The organism is Hymenobacter coalescens (assembly GCF_054783195.1).
In genome coordinates this window covers 116,698-133,622 of record NZ_BAAGRA010000001.1, presented here as the reverse complement: position 1 = coordinate 133,622, position 16,925 = coordinate 116,698, and the positions used below count along the sequence as shown (strand labels likewise).

18 protein-coding genes and 2 tRNA genes are annotated in these 16,925 nt (G+C 64.1%); 9 read left to right on the top strand and 11 right to left on the bottom strand.

The genetic code is table 11. The features are described 5' to 3' along the window. The first annotated feature begins 196 nt into the window (after window positions 1-196). Together ACYVKQ_RS00610 and ACYVKQ_RS00605 are read left to right on the top strand one after the other, a co-directional pair. Window positions 197-268: transfer RNA gene (locus tag ACYVKQ_RS00610), tRNA-Glu, on the top strand. Window positions 269-288: 20 nt separating this feature from the next. Continuing rightward, window positions 289-360: transfer RNA gene (locus ACYVKQ_RS00605), tRNA-Glu, on the top strand. Window positions 361-422: 62 nt separating this feature from the next. Here the strand turns inward: ACYVKQ_RS00605 and ACYVKQ_RS00600 are convergent. The 9 genes from ACYVKQ_RS00600 to ACYVKQ_RS00560 form a co-directional block, all read right to left on the bottom strand. Further along, a complete protein-coding gene (locus tag ACYVKQ_RS00600) occupies window positions 423-1,019 on the bottom strand; it encodes an acyltransferase (RefSeq protein ID WP_460574554.1) in 597 nt (198 codons plus the stop codon). Next, the gene (gene pcaF, locus ACYVKQ_RS00595; protein ID WP_460574552.1) at window positions 1,016-2,221 is read right to left on the bottom strand and encodes a thiolase family protein; all 1,206 of its coding nucleotides are present in this window, start codon (window positions 2,219-2,221) and stop codon (window positions 1,016-1,018) included. Before pcaF ends, ACYVKQ_RS00600 begins: the two co-directional genes overlap by 4 nt. Before the next feature lie 256 nt (window positions 2,222-2,477). After that, a complete protein-coding gene (locus ACYVKQ_RS00590; protein WP_460574550.1) occupies window positions 2,478-3,671 on the bottom strand; it encodes a 3-hydroxyacyl-CoA dehydrogenase NAD-binding domain-containing protein in 1,194 nt (397 codons plus the stop codon). An 8-nt stretch (window positions 3,672-3,679) separates the two neighbouring features. After that, a complete protein-coding gene (gene paaD, locus ACYVKQ_RS00585) occupies window positions 3,680-4,183 on the bottom strand; it encodes a PaaD family protein (protein ID WP_460574548.1) in 504 nt (167 codons plus the stop codon). Beyond that, window positions 4,177-4,977 carry a 1,2-phenylacetyl-CoA epoxidase subunit PaaC gene (paaC, locus tag ACYVKQ_RS00580; protein WP_460574546.1) on the bottom strand — a complete coding sequence of 267 codons (801 nt, stop codon included), beginning with the start codon at window positions 4,975-4,977 and terminating at the stop codon, window positions 4,177-4,179. Before paaC ends, paaD begins: the two co-directional genes overlap by 7 nt. A gap of 12 nt (window positions 4,978-4,989) precedes the next feature. Further along, complete coding sequence (paaB, locus tag ACYVKQ_RS00575) at window positions 4,990-5,277, bottom strand: 1,2-phenylacetyl-CoA epoxidase subunit PaaB (protein WP_460574544.1); 288 nt, start codon at window positions 5,275-5,277, stop codon at window positions 4,990-4,992. Between the two features lie 84 nt (window positions 5,278-5,361). Next, window positions 5,362-6,321: a 1,2-phenylacetyl-CoA epoxidase subunit PaaA gene (gene paaA / locus ACYVKQ_RS00570; protein WP_460574542.1), complete on the bottom strand. Its 960-nt coding sequence runs from the start codon at window positions 6,319-6,321 to the stop codon at window positions 5,362-5,364. A 157-nt stretch (window positions 6,322-6,478) separates the two neighbouring features. Further along, complete coding sequence (gene paaE, locus ACYVKQ_RS00565) at window positions 6,479-7,558, bottom strand: 1,2-phenylacetyl-CoA epoxidase subunit PaaE (protein ID WP_460574540.1); 1,080 nt, start codon at window positions 7,556-7,558, stop codon at window positions 6,479-6,481. A gap of 93 nt (window positions 7,559-7,651) precedes the next feature. Beyond that, window positions 7,652-8,233 (bottom strand): TetR/AcrR family transcriptional regulator, encoded by a 582-nt coding sequence (locus ACYVKQ_RS00560; RefSeq protein WP_460574538.1) that lies wholly within the window; start codon window positions 8,231-8,233, stop codon window positions 7,652-7,654. A 246-nt stretch (window positions 8,234-8,479) separates the two neighbouring features. Between ACYVKQ_RS00560 and gap the strand changes: the two genes are divergently transcribed. From gap to ACYVKQ_RS00540, 4 genes are all read left to right on the top strand, one after another. Next, the gene (gap, locus tag ACYVKQ_RS00555) at window positions 8,480-9,484 is read left to right on the top strand and encodes a type I glyceraldehyde-3-phosphate dehydrogenase (protein ID WP_460574536.1); all 1,005 of its coding nucleotides are present in this window, start codon (window positions 8,480-8,482) and stop codon (window positions 9,482-9,484) included. A gap of 189 nt (window positions 9,485-9,673) precedes the next feature. Beyond that, window positions 9,674-10,576, top strand: a complete 903-nt coding sequence (locus ACYVKQ_RS00550; protein WP_460574534.1) for a diacylglycerol/lipid kinase family protein — start codon at window positions 9,674-9,676, stop codon at window positions 10,574-10,576. 216 nt (window positions 10,577-10,792) lie between these two features. Next, window positions 10,793-11,131, top strand: coding sequence for a translation initiation factor (locus ACYVKQ_RS00545; RefSeq protein WP_460574532.1), 339 nt, complete (start codon window positions 10,793-10,795; stop codon window positions 11,129-11,131). Window positions 11,132-11,206: 75 nt separating this feature from the next. Then, window positions 11,207-11,638 carry a DUF1622 domain-containing protein gene (locus ACYVKQ_RS00540; protein ID WP_460574531.1) on the top strand — a complete coding sequence of 144 codons (432 nt, stop codon included), beginning with the start codon at window positions 11,207-11,209 and terminating at the stop codon, window positions 11,636-11,638. Window positions 11,639-11,671: 33 nt separating this feature from the next. On the opposite strand, the gene kdsB is transcribed toward ACYVKQ_RS00540, so the two are convergent. Further along, on the bottom strand, window positions 11,672-12,424 hold the full coding sequence (gene kdsB / locus ACYVKQ_RS00535) for a 3-deoxy-manno-octulosonate cytidylyltransferase (RefSeq protein ID WP_460574529.1): 753 nt from the start codon (window positions 12,422-12,424) through the stop codon (window positions 11,672-11,674). Between the two features lie 208 nt (window positions 12,425-12,632). Here kdsB and ACYVKQ_RS00530 point away from each other — a divergent pair, with 208 nt between their 5' ends. The 3 genes from ACYVKQ_RS00530 to ACYVKQ_RS00520 are packed head-to-tail and all read left to right on the top strand — an operon-like array spanning window position 12,633 to window position 15,126. Then, window positions 12,633-13,658: a LysM peptidoglycan-binding domain-containing protein gene (locus ACYVKQ_RS00530; RefSeq protein ID WP_460574527.1), complete on the top strand. Its 1,026-nt coding sequence runs from the start codon at window positions 12,633-12,635 to the stop codon at window positions 13,656-13,658. Further along, on the top strand, window positions 13,658-14,371 hold the full coding sequence (locus tag ACYVKQ_RS00525; RefSeq protein ID WP_460574525.1) for an HNH endonuclease: 714 nt from the start codon (window positions 13,658-13,660) through the stop codon (window positions 14,369-14,371). The genes ACYVKQ_RS00530 and ACYVKQ_RS00525 overlap by 1 nt, the downstream gene beginning before the upstream one ends. Further along, window positions 14,368-15,126 (top strand): DUF2400 domain-containing protein, encoded by a 759-nt coding sequence (locus ACYVKQ_RS00520; protein ID WP_460574523.1) that lies wholly within the window; start codon window positions 14,368-14,370, stop codon window positions 15,124-15,126. Before ACYVKQ_RS00525 ends, ACYVKQ_RS00520 begins: the two co-directional genes overlap by 4 nt. 106 nt (window positions 15,127-15,232) lie before the next feature. On the opposite strand, the gene ACYVKQ_RS00515 is transcribed toward ACYVKQ_RS00520, so the two are convergent. After that, window positions 15,233-16,822 carry a hypothetical protein gene (locus tag ACYVKQ_RS00515; RefSeq protein WP_460574521.1) on the bottom strand — a complete coding sequence of 530 codons (1,590 nt, stop codon included), beginning with the start codon at window positions 16,820-16,822 and terminating at the stop codon, window positions 15,233-15,235. Window positions 16,823-16,925: the final 103 nt, after the last annotated feature.

The following is a 16,925-nucleotide window of genomic DNA, read 5'->3' as shown; positions in this document are numbered from 1 at the left end:
GGCAAAAGGATTAGGCTTCGCCTGCAGGGCCAGGGCCGGCGCCGTGCAAAACCGGGGATTCTGGCGGCGTTTGAAAATTTTTAGCCTGAAAATCAGCCGTATTTTCGCGGAGTGGCCTTTTTTTCGGCCCCAGGCATTGCGCTGAAAGCTGCGCCTACTATCTTTGCACCATCAAACGGCAACGGCCTCGTAATCTGGTCCGTTCGTCTAGGGGTTAGGACTGCAGATTTTCATTCTGCCAACAGGGGTTCGATTCCCCTACGGACTACTCCGATGCCGTTTGTACCTGGTCCGTTCGTCTAGGGGTTAGGACTGCAGATTTTCATTCTGCCAACAGGGGTTCGATTCCCCTACGGACTACAACAAGGCCGCTCAGCTTAGCTGGGCGGCCTTTTGTTTTAGCCTCGATTTTGCCGGCTGGTTTACGTGCCTTTCTGCTCGGCCCAGGTGCGGTAGCTGCCCGGCTGCACGGCCCGGTCGGCGGGCACTTCGCGCAGCGGCTCGCAGGGCTGCAGCGTGGCGTGCAGGTCGGCGGGCAGCTGCATGTACACGCGGGTGCCCTCGGTTTTCCAAGCCAGCATTTCGTCGCTCACCTGCCGGATGATCTTGTGCGGGTTGCCCACCACCAGGCTGCGCGGCGGAATCACCTCATCGGCTTTGATGAAGCTCAACGCGCCGATGATGCACTCGTCGCCGATGTCCACCCGGTCCATGATGACGGCGTTCATGCCCACCAGCACGTTGCGGCCCACGGTGGCCCCGTGGATGATGGCGCCGTGGCCGATGTGGGCCATTTCCCGCAGCCGCACGGTGGTGCCCGGAAACATGTGCAGGGTGCAGTTTTCCTGCACGTTGCAGTTGTCCTCAATGATGATCTGCCCCCAGTCGCCGCGGATGGCGGCCCCGGGCCCGATGTACACGTGGCGGCCGATGATGACGTTGCCCGTCACGGTGGCCTGCGGGTGCACGAAGGCCGATTCGTGCACGACCGGGATAAAGCCGTTGAACGCGTAGATCATACCCGTTCGATGATGGCGGCGTAGCCCTGGCCCACCCCGATGCACATCGTCACGAGGGCGTAGCGCTTGTGCTGGCGGTGCAGCTCCAGCGCGGCCGTGTTCAGGATGCGCGCGCCGCTCATGCCCAGCGGGTGGCCCAGCGAAATGGCGCCGCCGTTGGGGTTGATGCGCGGGTCGTCGTCGGCCAGGCCCAGGGCCCGCGTGCAGGCCAGCACCTGCGCGGCAAAGGCTTCGTTGAACTCGATCAGCTCCATCTGGTCCAGCGTCAGGCCGGCTTTCTTCAGCGCCTGCTGCGAGGCTGGCACCGGCCCGATGCCCATGTAGCGCGGCTCGACGCCGGCCACGCCCATGGCTACGATGCGGGCCCGCGGGGTGAGGCCGTGGCGCTTCAGGCCGTCTTCGGAAGCGAGCAGCAGGGCCGCCGCGCCGTCGTTCAGGCCCGACGAGTTGCCGGCCGTGACGGTGCCGCCCGGGCGAAAGGCCGGGCGCAGCTTGGCCAGCCCTTCGAGCGTGGTATTGGACTTGATGAACTCGTCCTGCGCGAAGAGCAGCGGCTCGCCCTTGCGCTGCGGAATGGGCACCGGCACGATTTCCGCGGCAAAGCGGCCGTTGTCGCGAGCCTGGGTGGCGCGCTGGTGTGAGGTGTAAGCAAACCGGTCCTGGTCTTCGCGGCTGATCTGGTCGCATTCGGCCAGGTTTTCGGCCGTCTCGCCCATGGCGTCGATGCCGTACTGCAGCTTCATGCGGGGGTTGACGAAGCGCCAGCCGAAGCTGGAATCCACCATTTCGGAGTCGCGGCCGAAGGCGGTGCTGGCCTTGCTGATGACCAGCGGCCCGCGGGTCATGTTTTCCACCCCGCCGGCCACGAACAGGTCGCCGTCGCCGGACTGAATGCCGCGGGCGGCGGCAATGGCGGCCGAGAGCCCCGATGCACACAGGCGGTTCACCGTTTCGCCGGGCACCGATACCGGCAGGCCGGCCAACAGCAGGGCCATGCGGGCCACGTTGCGGTTGTCCTCGCCGGCCTGGTTGGCGCAGCCCAGAATCACGTCGGCAATGGCGGCCGGGTCCACCGAGGCATTGCGCCGCAGCAGTTCCTCGATGACCAGCGCGGCCATGTCGTCGGGGCGGACGGGGGCGAGCGAGCCGCCGAAGTTGCCAATGGGAGTGCGAATGCCGTCGACCAGGTATGCTTGGTTCATGGGAGGAGAAATGGAAGGAGAAATAAGGTGGGTTCAGGACGATGAAAGCACGTAGCCGCGAAGCAACTGACGTAGGCTCGCGTCCTGACTTTCCGGCAGCGCCTGACTGCAGCCTGCGGACGCAGCCAAATGAGAAATCACCGAGCCGAACGAATCAGGTAGCAGCCGAGGTAGGGCCCATTCAGTCCAGGAGCAACACGCGCCGAAACCTGTCCGCAGCCTCAGATCAATAGTTGCGACCCGGCCGGGGCGGGCTTTAGTGGACGGCAGCGGCGGGTGTTTCGCGCGGGAAAAAGGTCTGGTTGGCTTTCACGAGGCGGCGCAGCAGCGGGCTGGCGCGGTACCGGTCCTCGTGGTATTCCTCGTAGAGCGCGTCAAGCGTTTCGAGCACCGCAGGCAGGCCCAGCTCATCGGCCCAGGCCAACAGGCCTTTGGGGTAGTTAACGCCCTTGGTCATGGCCAGCTCTAGGTCCTCCCGGGAGGCCACGTTCAGCGCCAGCGCGTCCACGGCCTCGTTGATGAGCATCGCCAGGATGCGGCGCAGAATCTGCTGGCCCAGCGCGGCGTCGCGGGTGGGCTCGGGCAGCTCGGCGCCTTCGCGGTAATCGTAGAAGCCGCGGCCCGATTTGCGGCCGTAGTAGCCGGCCTCGAACAGCCGCTTCTGGGTAAAGGACGGCTTGTAGCGCGGGTCGAAGAAAAACGAGGTGAACACTGACTCGGTCACGCGGTAGTTCACGTCGTGGCCGATAAAGTCCATCAGCGCGAACGGACCCATGCGGAAGCTGCCCAGCTCGGTCATGGCCCAGTCGATGGTGGCCAGGTCGGCCACGCCTTCTTCGTAGAGGCGCAGGGCCTCGCCGTAGTAGGGGCGGGCCACGCGGTTGACGATAAAGCCCGGCGTGTCCTTGGCCAGTACCGGCAGCTTGCCCCAGCTCTGCACCAGTTCACGCGTTTGCTCGGCCAAGCCGGCGCGCGTTTGCACCGCCGAAATGACTTCCACCAGCTGCATCAGCGGGGCCGGGTTGAAGAAGTGAATGCCGATAAAGCGCTCCGGCCGCTGGCAGGCGGCGGCAATGGAGGCAATAGAAAGCGACGAAGTGTTGCTGGCCAGCACGCAGTCGGCCGACACGATGGCTTCCACGTCGCGGAACACGGCCTGCTTCACGGCCAGGTCCTCCACAATGGCTTCGATAACCAGGCCGCAGTCGGCAAAGGTGCGCAAGTCGTTGCAGTAGCGCACGCGGCCAATGGCGGCTTCGCACTCGCTCGGAGCAAGCTTGCCCTTCTCGGCCAGCTTGCGCAGGTTGGTGCTCAGGCCGGCGGTGGCGCGCTGCAGGGCGGCGGCGTTCAGATCAAACAGGCAGACGGGGTGGCCGGCCTGGGCCACCACCTGGGCAATGCCCGCGCCCATGGCGCCGCTGCCGATGATGCCGATGGTAATCTTGTCCATGCGGGGAGTTAGTGACACTTAAAGTAATCAAACGGCTCCAAGCAGTCGAGGCACTGGTAATGGGCCTTGCAGGCGGTGGAGCCGAACTGGCTGACGAGCTTGGTGTGGGCGGAGCGGCAATGCGGGCACCGGATGGCCTCGGCCTGCCCAAACAGGTTCAGCACGTGGCCAGTCGCTTCCAGGGGCGGGGCAATGCCGTAGGCCTCCAGCTTGCGCTTGCCGGCTTCCGACATCCAGGCCGTGGTCCAGGCCGGGCTGAGCTGGTTGTGAATCTGCACCTGGGTGATGCCCTCGGCCAGCAGCCGCAGCCGGATGTCGGTGGCAATGGTGTTCATGGCCGGGCAGCCGGCGTAGGTGGGCGTGATGGTGACGTGGACCTGCTGGTCCTCCACCCGCACCCCGCGCACGATGCCCAGGTCCAGGATGCTGAGCACCGGCACCTCAGGGTCGGAAACCTCCTCCAGCAGCTGCCAGATGCGCTCCTCAGTCGGGGCCGTGGCCGGTTCTACCATTTCATGCCGGGGTATGCGCGCTGCACGTACTGGAGCTCGGCCAGCAGGTAGCCCAAGTGCTCGGAGTGCCGGCCGTCTTTGCCGCCCTTCTGCATGAACACGCCCTGCGGCACCGCCAGCGTAGCCTCCTCAAACACCCGCGCCACGTGCGCCTCGACCTGCTGCCCGATGGCCGCGTAATCGGGCACGAAACCGGCGGCCTGCAGGGCCTGCTCGGTGGCGGTAGGCGCGGTCAGCTCGCCGCGGTAGCGCCAGAGGCCGTCCAAGGCCTTTTCGAGGCGGCGGCGGCTCTCGTCGGTGCCGTCGCCGAGGCGAATCACCCACTCGGAGCTCCACTTGAGGTGGTAGGCCGCTTCCTTTACCGATTTTTCGGCAATGGCGGCCAAGTGACGGTCGGGGCCTTGCTGCAAATGCAGCAGCAGGTGGTAGTGGAAGCAGTCGTAGAGAAACTGCCGCACGATGGTGTGGGCAAAGTCGCCGTTGGGCTGCTCCACCAGCAGCGGGTTTTTGTACTCCACGGCCGCGCGCAGGTACGCCAGGTCGTCCTCGGTACGGCCCTGGCCCTCAAGCTCGGCGGCGTACTGAAAGTAGCTGCGTGCCTCGCCCAGCAAATCGAGCGAGATGTTGGCCATGGCCAGGTCCTGCTCCAAGATGGGCCCGTGCCCGCACCACTCCGACAGGCGGTGGGCCAGGATCAGGCTGGTGTCGGCCAGCTGCAGCACGTACTGAAACAGCTGCTGGCGCAGTTCCGGCGTCACGTCGGGCAGGGTAATGCTATCGGTGGATGCGTACATGGCGGCGCCGGGTTACATGTGCTTGATGGAGTCCGGCACCGTGTAGAACGTGGGGTGGCGGTAGATTTTGTCGTTGGCCGGCTCGTAGAAAGCCGCCGAATCATCGGGATTGGAAGCGTGCACGTGCTTGCTTTCTACCACCCAGATGCTCACGCCCTCCAAACGGCGCGTGTACACGTCGCGGGCGTTCTGGATGGCCATTTCGGCGTCGGCGGCGTGCAGGCTGCCCACGTGCTTATGGTCGAGGCCCTGCTTGCTGCGGATGAATACTTCCCACAGGGGCCATTCTTTCTGAGTCATGTTGAGAGGGGGAATGCAGAATCGTTGGGTAATGGCGGCGTTCCAGCGAAGCTTCAGCAAGCTCCGCTGGAACGCCCGTTGGCGTTAGGCTACTGCCTTGGCCGATTGTTCGCGTTGGGCGCGCTTCTCGGCGTGGGCCAGGGCAGCATCGCGCACCCAGGCGCCGGCTTCGTGGGCCTGCACGCGGGCCTGCAGCCGCTCCCGGTTGCAGGGGCCGTTGCCCTTCACCACGTCCCAGAACTCCTGCCAGTTCACGTCGCCGAAGTCGTAGCCCTGCTTGGCTTCGTTCCATTTCAACTCGGGGTCGGGCACGGTCAGGCCCAGAAACTCGGCCTGGGGCACCATCATGTCCACGAACTTCTGGCGCAGCTCGTCGTTGGTGAAGCGCTTGATGCGCCACTTCATCGACTGCTCGGTGTTGGGCGAGTCAGCGTCCTTGGGGCCGAACATCATCAGCGTGGGCCACCACCAGCGGTTCAGGGCATCCTGGGCCATGGCTTTCTGCTCGGGCGCGCCTTCGCACAGGGTCTGCATGATTTCGAAGCCCTGGCGCTGGTGGAAGCTCTCCTCCTTGCACACGCGCACCATGGCGCGGGCGTAGGGGCCGTAGGAGGTGCGGCACAGCGGCACCTGGTTCAGGATAGCCGCCCCGTCCACCAGCCAGCCGATGGTGCCCATGTCGGCCCAGCTCAGCGTGGGGTAGTTGAAGATGCTCGAGTACTTGGCTTTGCCCGAGTGCAGGTCGGCCAGCATCTGGTCGCGGGAGGCACCCAGCGTTTCGGCGGCCGAGTACAAGTAGAGGCCGTGGCCGGCTTCGTCCTGCACCTTGGCCAGCAAGATGGCCTTGCGCTTCAGCGAAGGAGCCCGCGTAATCCAGTTGCCCTCCGGCAGCATGCCCACCAGCTCGGAGTGCGCGTGCTGCGAAATCTGCCGGATCAGCGTCTTGCGGTAGGCTTCGGGCATCCAGTCCTTGGGCTCGATGCGCACGTCGGCGTCGATGCGGGTCTGAAACTGTTCTTCGAGGTTGACTTCCAGGGTTTCCATGCCTCCTTAACAAAGAGTAACTAACAGGCGTTAGTTGAAAGTAGAAAAATTTTGCGGGCGGGACGCCTTCGGGCTCCTTGCGCGCCATGTCGGGTCGAGACGAGCCGCCGGGCAGGTCGCTTTTGGTCATCACCGGGGCCGCCAGCCCGCGCGGCGCTTACTGGTCGAAATCCACGCTGACCTTTTCCGACGTCGGGCGGGCCTGGCAGCTGAGCACGTAGCCCTTGGCTATTTCGGTTTCGGAGAGGGAATAGTTTACGTCCATTTCCACCGTGCCTTCCGTTACGCGGCAGCGGCAGGTGCTGCACATGCCGTTCTTGCACGAATACGGCGCGTCAATGCCGCGCTCCAGCAGCGCGTCCAGAATCGTGTCGCCGTAGTACGACATTTCCAGCGGGTGCTTCGTGCCTTCTAGCTGCACCGTCACGCGGCTGTGCTTGTCGTCTTCGCCCGCCGGGCGCTGGGCCTGCCGCTCCGCGGCACGCTTGCCCCCGTCGGCCGCCGTAAACATCTCGAAATGAATCTTCTCCGCGGCCACGCCGGCCTCGGTCAGAGCCTCTTTCACGCCCAGAATCATTTCCTCCGGGCCGCAGATGAAGGCCTCGTCGATTTCCTGCGGCGGGATGATCTTGGAGAGGAACTGCTGGGTTTTCTGCTTGTCGATACGGCCGAAAAACAGGTCCGCGTCGCCGTGTTCCCGGCTCAGGATGTGGTACACGCTCAAACGGTCCACGAACTTGTTCTTGAGCGCCTCAATCTGCTCCTTGAAGATGATGGAGTTGCGCCCGCGGTTGCCGTAAATCAGGTACACCTGGCTGTTGGGCTCCGTCAGTAGCACCGTCTTCACGATGGACATAACCGGCGTGATGCCCGAGCCGGCCGCGAAGGCCACGTACAGCTTCTGGTGCGCGGGGTGCAGCTCGGTGTAAAAGCGGCCCATGGGCGGCATCACCTCCAGCTCTTCGCCCACGCGCAACTGCTGCACGGCGTGCGAAGAAAAACGGCCCTCGGGTACCTGCTTGATGGCCACGCGCCACTCGCCGTCGAGGGGCGAGGAGCAGATGGAGTAGGAGCGGCGCAGCTCCTCGCCGTTCAGCTCGCGGCGAAACGTGAGGTACTGGCCCTGGGTAAAGCGAAACGCGTCCTGCAGGTCGGCGGGCACGTCCAGGGCTACGCTCACGCAGTCCGGCGTTTCGCGGACGATGCTCTTGATGCGGACTTTATGAAAACGGCTCATGTGTGTTTAATTGTTGATTGTTAATGGTTGATTGTTAGTTGGTTTTGGCGCGTCTGAACGTCCAACAACCAGCAATCAACAATCAGCAACCACTCATTTGGCTAATCCGGTCAGCAGCATGGTGATGATGTGGTCTTCGAGCTCTTCGGCCGACAGCTCACGCCCCGGGCGGTACCACAGCTCCACCCAGCGCACGGCCGAGAGAATGGTGAACAGGGCCACCGACACGTTGACCGGCTGAAACTCGCCGGCGGCAATGCCCTGCTCGATCAGGCGCGCAAAGCCCTTCTCGTAGCTGTTACGCGCCTCCTTGAAAGCCGTCAGCTGCGGCTCCGGCAGGTACTTCCAGTCGTTGTTGGCCACCGAAACGGCCGCGCCGTCCTCCACCATCAGGCGGATGTGCAGCCGAATCAGCGCCTTCACCTTGTCGGCGTACAAAGCCTCGGTCTGCTCGATGTCGGCCAGCTGCGAAATGTAGATGCCGGCGATGCGCGTGCAGATCAGATCCAGGATTTCGTCCTTTGACTTGATGTGGTTGTACATGCTGGCCGCTTCCATACCTACCTCGCGCGCCAAATCGCGCATGGACGTGCCGCCGAAGCCCTTCTGTTTGAACAGCTTGGCGGCTTCGTCGAGGATGAGCTGACGGCGGTTGGGCTTGCGGGTGGGGAACATGGGAGGAAGGGCGCGCGGGGCTAATTTACCGCCTTTTTAGCTTCTAACAAACATTTGTTAGTCTTGATGCGGCCGCCCCGGGCAACCTTCCACCCTGCCGGGCAGTTGTACCGCCCGACGGCAAACGGGCCGCCAACTCGCGCCGCCCGGGCGCCGTGTTGGCATTTCTCCCAGAGGCGTGTACCTTCGCCGCGCATTCTCTCCATCGGCCCGGAGCTTGGGGCCCTAACAGTTTCCTTTCCCCTTATGGCTAAAATCAAAGTTGCCATCAACGGCTTCGGCCGCATTGGCCGCCTGACGTTCAAGTCGCTGCTGAGCCGCCCCAACGTGGAGGTTGTCGCCATCAACGACCTGACGGATAACAAGACGCTGGCGCACCTGCTCAAGTATGACTCCGTGCACGGCCGCTTCGACGGCACCGTGACCTACGACGAGAACAGCCTGACCGTGAACGGCCAGCGCATCGCCGCTCTCGCCGAGCGCGACCCGAAGCTGCTGCCTTGGGGCGACATGGGCGTGGACGTGGTGCTCGAATCGACCGGCCGCTTCACCGACGAAGCCGGCGCAGGCCAGCACCTGACCGCCGGTGCCAAAAAGGTCGTGATTTCGGCTCCGGCTACCGGCAACATTCCCACGGTAGTACTGGGCGTGAACGAAAACATCCTGACCGGCGACGAGACCATCCTCTCCAACGCCTCGTGCACCACCAACTGCCTGGCCCCGATGGCCAAGGTGCTGGATGACGCGTTCGGCATCGAGAAAGGCTACATCACCACGGTGCACGCCTACACCTCCGACCAGAACCTGCAGGATGCGCCCCACAAGGACCTGCGTCGCGCCCGCGCCGCTGCCTACAGCATCATCCCGACCTCGACGGGTGCCGCCAAGGCCGTGGGCCTGGTGCTGCCCCACCTGAAGGGCAAGCTCGACGGCGTGGCCATGCGCGTGCCCATTCCGGATGGCTCGACGACCGACCTGACCGTGGTCCTGAAAAAGGAAGTAACCAAGGAGCAGATCAACGAGGCCGTGAAGAAAGCCGCCGAAGGCGAGCTGAAAGGCATCCTGGAGTACTCGACCGACCCGCTGGTGAGCATCGACATCGTGGGCAACCCGCACTCCTGCATCTTCGACTCGGAGCTGACCTCGGCCAACGGTACGCTGGTGAAAGTAGTGGGCTGGTACGACAACGAAACCGGCTACTCCACCCGCACCGCCGACCTGATCGAGAAGCTCGGCAACATGGTGAAGTAAGCTGCGGCTGATTCCATAGAAAAGCCAGTTCCGTTTCGGCGGGGCTGGCTTTTTTATTGCGCGTAATCGGCCACAACGGCCGCTCTGGCCGTTGTGGCCTCGTGTTGCTTGTCCGGACCATCGGCCGGGCCGCATCCGATGCCACCCGTTAGCTATCCGTTCTCGTCGCCAATCTATCTTTGCCGCCCTATGCCCGCCAACCTGTCGCGCCTGTGCTTCATCTTTAACCCGATTTCGGGTACCAACCGGCGCTTCGACCTGCCCGGCCTGCTGCACCGCGAACTGGGCAAAAGCTACGCTCTGCACTACGAAGTGCGCGCCACCCAGTACGCCGGCCACGCCGAGGAGCTGGCCCGCGCGGCCGCGGCCGAGGGCTTCGGCATCGTGGTGGCGGTGGGCGGCGACGGCACGGTAAACGAGGTGGGGCGCGGGCTGCTAGGCACCGGCGCAGCGCTGGCAGTACTGCCGCGCGGCTCCGGCAACGGCCTGGCCCGCCACCTAAGCATTCCGCTGGCGCCGGCCGCGGCCGTGGCCCTGCTGCGGCAGCCGCGGGTGGTGCCCATCGACGTGGGGCGGCTGAACGGGCGGCCATTTTTCTGCACGGCGGGCTTGGGCTTCGATGCCCACGTGAGCCGCTGCTTTGCCGAAGCGGGTACCCGCGGACTGGCCACTTATGTGCGCGTGGCGCTGCGCGAGTACGGCCGCTACCAGCCCACGCCGGTGGAAATCGAATTGGGCGGGGAGCACCGGTTTAGCTCGCACTGCTACGTGCTGGCCTTCGCCAACGCCGCCCAGTACGGCAACAACGCCTACATCGCCCCGCTGGCCGACATCCGCGACGGGTTGCTCGACGTGTGCCTGATCGACCAGCTGCCGCTGGCGCGGGCGCTGCGCGTGGCCTACGGCTTGGCCGTAGGCGACTTGCCGACCTCCGGGGCGGTGGTGTACCACACGGCCCGGAGCGTGCGTGTGAGCACGCCCGAGCCGCTGGGCTTTCACCTCGACGGCGACTTTGCCGGGGAGGCCCGCGAAGTAACGGTCGACGTAGAGCCCCTAGCCCTGCCCGTGGTGGTCGGCGCGGCGTTTAAGTAAGTTTGATTGCTAAAGGGCTGCATGGCTAAATGGCTGGTCGTTCTAGTAGCCCGAACCAGGGCCGTTGACGGGTGCGGAGCCCGCCTGTAGCGGTGGTCGACGGGTAGGCGGCCGGCTTGGCGCCGGCGACCTGCTGCCGAATCCGCCAACGTAAGCGAATCGACCTGCCAGAACAATCAACCCTTTAATCATCAGATAATTTAACCATTCCCCTAGATGAGCAAGCAGAACCGTACCGGGGTGGTGTACTCCACCAATCCCGACTTCGAATACCAAAACAACGACGAGCCCACCGCCGCCACGCTGCCCCCGCAGCAGCAGCAGCTGCGCGTGCAGCTCGATAAAAAGCAGCGCGGCGGCAAGCAGGTGACGCTGATAACCGGCTTCGTGGGCCGCGACGAAGACCTGCAGGCGTTGGGCAAAACCCTCAAAACCAAGTGCGGCGTGGGCGGCAACGCCAAAGACGGGGAAATCCTGATCCAGGGCGACTTCCGCGAAAAAGTGCTGGCGGAGCTGCTCAAGCTGGGCTACAAAGCCAAAAAGGCGGGGGGCTAACGCGGAATTTTACGCGGTGCGGAACACCTCAGCCAAAGAGGCAGCTTCGGCCGTATACCGGCCACATTCCTTGCCATGCCCACTGTTCAACCCGCCGAAATGATTAGCCGATTTGAGCTCGTGGAAGGCTCGGTGCGGGGGCTGGTGCAGTGGCTGAAGCTGGGCGTAGAAGCCGTGGGCGCGGGTGTCATCGGGGTGGGCATTCTGACGGCCCTGGTACAGCTACTGCCCATGCTGCTGCGCCGCAAGCCCGCCAACTTCACCGCCGTGCGCCTCTCGCTGGCCCGCTACCTAGCCCTGGCGCTGGAGTTTCAGCTCGGCGCCGATATCCTCTCGACCGCCATAGCGCCCAGCTGGGCCCAGATCGGGCAGCTCGGCGCTATTGCCGTAATCCGCACGGCCCTGAACTTCTTTCTCTCGCGGGAAATGAAGGAGGAGCAGGCCTCCATGGCCGAAGAGGCCGTGCAAGCCAAAGCAGATGGCGAAGGGCCTAACCGCCCGGCCTGACGAGGGGCGCGCTGCTTCCCTGATCGGCTTTCGTTAGCGCCCGGCCCGCGCGTCGAGTTCCCGCAATGCCCGCGTCACATCTTCCGGGGTGTCGATGCCGATGGTGGCCAGCTCGGTTTCGGCCGTGCGGATCTGGTAGCCGTGGGTGAGCCAGCGGAGCTGCTCCAGCGACTCGGCCAGCTCCAGCGGGGCCGGGGCCAGGCGCGTGAGCTGTTCGAGCACGGCGGGACGGTAGGCGTACAGCCCGAGGTGGCGCAGGTAACAGTGGTGCTGCAGCCACTCTACTTCGGGGTACTGGCGCAGGTAGGGGATGGGTTGGCGGCTGAAGTACAGTGCTTCGCCCTGCGCACCGAGCACTACCTTGGGCAAGTGCGGGCTGAGCAGCTCTTCCTGGCTCACCACCGGCTTGACCAATGTGCCGATCTGCGTGCCGGCGTCGGCAAAAAGGGCCAGCAGCGCGTCGATCTGGGCCGGCTGCACGAAAGGCTCGTCGCCCTGGATGTTCACCACGCAGTCGGCCGTCACGCCGAGCTGGTCGTAGGCCTCCCACACCCGGTCGGTGCCGCTGGGGTGCTCGGGGCGGGTCATGACGGCCTCGCCGCCGAAGTCCTGCACGTGGCGCAGAATCCGCTCGTCGTCGGTGGCCACCACCACGCGGCTGAGCGCGGCCTGCCGGGCCTGTTCCACCACGCGCTGGATCATGGTTTTGCCGCCGAGGTCGATGAGCGGCTTGCCTGGCAGGCGGGTAGAGGCGTAGCGGGCGGGGATGATACCGATGCTGAGCATGAGGCGGAAAAGGGAAAATCCGGAACAGGTCGACTGGGCAGAGCCGTTGCGGAGTGGTTGGACTAAGCCGGGCAAAATTGGCACGATACTAGTCAAAATCCTGCGCCGCAGGCAACTTTCCGTATCTTTCGCCGATGTAGCGCGGCGGCGGTGTTGTCCCAACCTGCGTCGAACGACGCCGCGCCCTGCGCCGTACGCTCCCCTTCGTATGCCCCGAATTCCGCTGACTCTCTCCGCCCTCTGCCTTTTCCTGCTGCCCCTTGCCGCTGCAGCTCATAAGTTGCCCGCCCCGCCCGATTCGGTGGGCGTGGTGGTGCGGCAAAACAAAACCTTCGTGCGCCACCGCGTAGCGCCCGGCGAAACCCTCTACGGGCTGGCCCGGCGCTACCGCGTCTCGGTGGAGCAGATCATGGAAGCCAACCCCAGCATCAAAGGCGCGCTCGTGTCGGGCCAGGAAGTGCTGATTCCGCGGGTACGCGCCGTGCTGCCCGCCACTTCCGGCGCTGCGGCCACCCCGAAAGCCGCGGCCGCTCCGGCTTCGGCCACTGCCCGCGGCCTCGCCACCGACGCGGCCGGCAACAAGGTGTACAAAGTGCAGGCCGGCCAGACGCTGTTTGCCATTTCGCGCAAGTTTGGCGTGAGCCCGGCCAACCTGCAGCGCTACAACAAGCTGCCCGCCGGCGGCGGCGTGCGCGTGGGCCAGACGCTCATCATCGTGCCCGCTGCCGGAGCTGCCGCTAGCCCGGCCTCCGAGCCGGTGGCTGCCGCGCCCAAGCCCGCTGCCCCGCCCACCGCCCGGCCCGAGCGCGACGACGAAGCCGAAAAGGAGCGGGCCAAAGAGCGGGAAGCGGAGCGCGAAGCCATCCGCGAAACGCCGGCCGCCAGCAGCCCGGTAGCGGGCACCTCCACGCCGGCCAGCCCCGCCGAAGAGGAAAAGGAGCCGACGCGCGCCAGTGAAGTGGTACGCAAAGTGACGGAAAGCGGCCTCGCGGCCGTCATCGAGGGTGGCAACTCCGAGAAGTACCTCGCCCTGCACAAAACCGCGCCGGTGGGCACCATCATGATGGTGCGCAACATCATGAACGGGCAGGTGGTGTACGTGCGCGTCATCGGCAAGCTGCCCGACACCGGCGACAACGCCGCGGTGCTCATTCGCTTGTCCAAAAAGGCCGTGGCCAAGTTGAACACGCCCGATCAGCGCTTCCGCGTCGAAACTTCCTACCTGCCGGAGTAATGAGAGTAACGCCACGAGCTGATATTCAGGCCGGTGACGTGCTGACCCACGCGGAAACGTGCTGGGTGGAGAATACTAGCTTGCAGCGCGGAATGAACTTCCGCTTGCACGGGCGGCACTCGGTCATTTTGATGTCGGTGCGCCCCGGAGCCCCTTATGCGGACGAGTTGCGTAATGCCGGCCGTGTGCTTATTTACGAAGGGCATGATGCAGCTCGCAACCTCGCTTCCAACCCGAAAATTGTAGATCAGCCTGAATTTCTGCCCAGCGGCAAGCCTACGGAGAATGGGAAGTTTCTCCAAGCAGCTTTGGCGGCAAAGGCCGGCACTTTGGCTCCTGACCATATCCGGGTGTATGAAAAGATCAAGGACGGCATATGGGTGTATAATGGCGTCTTTGCGCTGGTCGATGCTTGGCGGCAATCAGATGGTCTGCGCCAGGTCTTCAAATTTGAGCTACACTTGCTAAGCGACGAAGAGCACCCGGCTCAAGAGGTATTACCGGATCTGACGCATAATCGATTAATTCCGGCTGTAGTAAAACAAGCCGTTTGGAAGCGCGACAAAGGGCGTTGCGTATCGTGCGGGAGCACCGATAACTTGCATTTCGACCACGTTATCCCATTCTCGAAAGGCGGTTCTTCTTTAACGGCTGATAACATTCAACTGCTCTGTGCTCGGCATAATTTGGCTAAGCACGCTCACATCCAGTGACCCACGCCGAAATCCAGGTCCTGCTCGACGACCGGTACCGCCGCTACGACCAGCCCGCCTTTATTGCCCCGGACCCCATCAGCCTGCCGCACCGCTTCACGCAGCGCGCCGACATCGAAATCAGCGGCCTGTTCGCGGCCCTGCTGGCCTGGGGCAAGCGCAGCATCATCCTCAAGAAGATGGACGAACTGCTCGCGCGCATGGACAACGCCCCGCACGAGTTCATCCTGCACCACCAAGACGACGACCTGCGCCGCCTGGAGCGCTTCTGCCACCGCACCTTTTGCGACACCGACCTGCTGTACTTCGTGCACTGGCTGCGCTGGTACTACGAGCAGCACGACACGCTGGAAGACGCCTTTCTGAACGGCCAGACCCAGCGCGAGCGACTTGAGAACTTTCACCACCTGTTTTTCAGCCTGCCCGACGCCCCCGAGCGCACCCGCAAGCACGTGGCCACGCCCGCGCGCAACTCGGCCTGCAAGCGCGTAAACATGTACCTGCGCTGGATGGTACGCCGCGACGCGCACGGCGTCGATTTCGGCCTGTGGCAGCGCCTCTCGCCTGCCGACCTCGTATGCCCCCTCGACGTGCACGTGGAGCGCGTGGCCCGGCGCCTGGGCTTGCTTACCCGCAAGCAAACCGACTGGCAGGCCGCCACGGAGCTGACCGACAAGCTGCGCCAGTTCGACTCGCACGATCCGGTGAAGTACGACTTTGCCCTGTTCGGGCTGGGCATCGACGAGAAGTGGTGAGCGTCCGACCAAGATAGGTACAAAAACGGCCGGGTTCGGCCGAAGCTAAACCCGGCCGAACCCGGTTGGCCGCCCCGATATTCCGGACCGCGCGTAAGCGCGGCTGCTACAGGGCGTAAACGGTCAGCGGTCCGCCGGTGCCATACTTGATAACCGTAGCCGTACCGCTGCCGCTGGGGCTGAGCACGTACTTGGCTTCCGGGTTCTTTTCTTGGCCGGCCAGCTGCTCCAGCTTGGTGTACACCGGGGCCTGCGTCAGGGCCAGGGTGGGCAAGTAGAAATTGGGCTGAAGCAGCCCTGAGTAGCTAATCAGGGTGCTGATTAGCCGGCCGGGCAGCTGGGTATCCGGGCCGCTGTAGTACACGCGGGCCCGCTGAGCGGCCGGGGTGCTCTTGGGCGTGAGCGTCCAGGCCGATTGCCGGAGCACCTTCCACTGCTCGTCATACTCGAAGCGCAGGTGAGCCGAAGGGCCCTCCTGGCCGCGGGCCGTCAGGTCGCAGTTGCCTTCCCACAGCAGGTGGCCGGAATAGGGGTCGAACAGGTAGGTGGCGGTGCGGCGGCCGGCGGCGCTCATCAGCAGCTTCTCGGATTTCAATTCGGGGCCGTAGGGCTCCTGTACCAGCTTCAGCAGCTGGCCGCTGGAGCTGTAGCGGGCCACAAAGCCACCCAGCAGTGGTTGCCCGCCTGCCAGGCGCCCGAAGATGACATTGTTGTACTCGCCCAGGAAGATGCAATCCTCGGAGTTGGGGTCCAGGTACAGGGCGCCAGTCGAGCCCGATGTTTGGTCGAACGGGTCAATGGTAACGTTGCCCTGACTGCTGTACTGGTTCATCGCGTAGGGCACGTGCCCCTGGCCATAGTGCGGCAGGGAACCCGACGAATACACGTAGGTGCTGGGCTGGAACTGCTGGTGAAGGGCCGTGGTGAAGCCGCCAGCCGCCTGGCCCGTCACGTCGAACACCCGCACTTCGTATTCGGTCGGGACTTTCTCGGGCACGTCCTCCCGGCTCTGGCCCTTGATAGGGCGGTAGAAGTACACCTTGCCGCGGCGGAAGCCAGCGTACACCCAGTCGGTGAACAACTCCGCTGGCTTGGCCTTCACTTCCGGCGCCTTGGGCAAGGCCAGGGGCAGCTGCTGGGCCTTCTTGGTTTGCGGGTCATAGCGTTCCAGCAGAAATGCGACCGTTTCTAAGCGGTGATTGGTTTCCTTAGTTACCAGATACAGGGCGCCCTGGTCGGCAAACGAGCCGAAGGACGTGTGCTCCATTTTCTTGTCGTCAGAAAGGTTTAGCGAAAAGTTGGCGCGCGTCACTTGGCCCTGCTCGTCCACGCGCTGCACCATCAGCTGGTTCTTCTTCATACCGAGGGCGGCGTTGTCGTCGGCAAACAGCGCCCCGAGCAGCAGGCTGTTGCCGTCGCTGTTGCTGAAAAAGCGCTGGTACAGCTGCGAGGAAACGTACTCGGCTGGATGGGCAACCTTCGATGTCCAAGCCGTCTGGCCCGTGGGCGTCAGGCTGAGTACCCGCATTTGCGGGTTGTTGTCAGTGCCTAGCAGCAGCAGGGTGTGGTGGTTAGGCAGCGTAACGGTGCCTATGAGGGCCTCTTCTTTGGCCAGCGGAATGGATTGGACGGGCGCCTGGGCCAGCGCGGTGGTAGCCAGCAAGGTGCTGAGCAGCCCGGTAGTCAGAATGTTCATGCAGCAGGGTAATACGGCAAAGGGAGCAAAATGCGCCCCTCGACCATGTTTAGGGCCGACGCATCGGCATTAGGAATAAGAGTTGGGCGAACGGGACGCGCCG

Bases quoted from the DNA above. Each gene is read 5' to 3' on its own strand.
- ACYVKQ_RS00600 (WP_460574554.1), bottom strand. From the start codon at position 1,019: ATGATCTACGCGTTCAACGGCTTTATCCCGGTCGTGCACGAATCGGCC.
- paaA (WP_460574542.1), bottom strand. From the start codon at position 6,321: ATGGAAACCCTGGAAGTCAACCTCGAAGAACAGTTTCAGACCCGCATC.
- gap (WP_460574536.1), top strand. From the start codon at position 8,480: ATGGCTAAAATCAAAGTTGCCATCAACGGCTTCGGCCGCATTGGCCGC.
- ACYVKQ_RS00540 (WP_460574531.1), top strand. From the start codon at position 11,207: ATGCCCACTGTTCAACCCGCCGAAATGATTAGCCGATTTGAGCTCGTG.
- kdsB (WP_460574529.1), bottom strand. From the start codon at position 12,424: ATGCTCAGCATCGGTATCATCCCCGCCCGCTACGCCTCTACCCGCCTG.
- ACYVKQ_RS00525 (WP_460574525.1), top strand. From the start codon at position 13,658: ATGAGAGTAACGCCACGAGCTGATATTCAGGCCGGTGACGTGCTGACC.
- ACYVKQ_RS00515 (WP_460574521.1), bottom strand. From the start codon at position 16,822: ATGAACATTCTGACTACCGGGCTGCTCAGCACCTTGCTGGCTACCACC.
- pcaF (WP_460574552.1), bottom strand. From the start codon at position 2,221: ATGAACCAAGCATACCTGGTCGACGGCATTCGCACTCCCATTGGCAAC.
- ACYVKQ_RS00550 (WP_460574534.1), top strand. From the start codon at position 9,674: ATGCCCGCCAACCTGTCGCGCCTGTGCTTCATCTTTAACCCGATTTCG.
- paaB (WP_460574544.1), bottom strand. From the start codon at position 5,277: ATGACTCAGAAAGAATGGCCCCTGTGGGAAGTATTCATCCGCAGCAAG.
- ACYVKQ_RS00545 (WP_460574532.1), top strand. From the start codon at position 10,793: ATGAGCAAGCAGAACCGTACCGGGGTGGTGTACTCCACCAATCCCGAC.
- paaC (WP_460574546.1), bottom strand. From the start codon at position 4,977: ATGTACGCATCCACCGATAGCATTACCCTGCCCGACGTGACGCCGGAA.
- paaE (WP_460574540.1), bottom strand. From the start codon at position 7,558: ATGAGCCGTTTTCATAAAGTCCGCATCAAGAGCATCGTCCGCGAAACG.
- paaD (WP_460574548.1), bottom strand. From the start codon at position 4,183: ATGGTAGAACCGGCCACGGCCCCGACTGAGGAGCGCATCTGGCAGCTG.
- ACYVKQ_RS00560 (WP_460574538.1), bottom strand. From the start codon at position 8,233: ATGTTCCCCACCCGCAAGCCCAACCGCCGTCAGCTCATCCTCGACGAA.
- ACYVKQ_RS00590 (WP_460574550.1), bottom strand. From the start codon at position 3,671: ATGGACAAGATTACCATCGGCATCATCGGCAGCGGCGCCATGGGCGCG.
- ACYVKQ_RS00530 (WP_460574527.1), top strand. From the start codon at position 12,633: ATGCCCCGAATTCCGCTGACTCTCTCCGCCCTCTGCCTTTTCCTGCTG.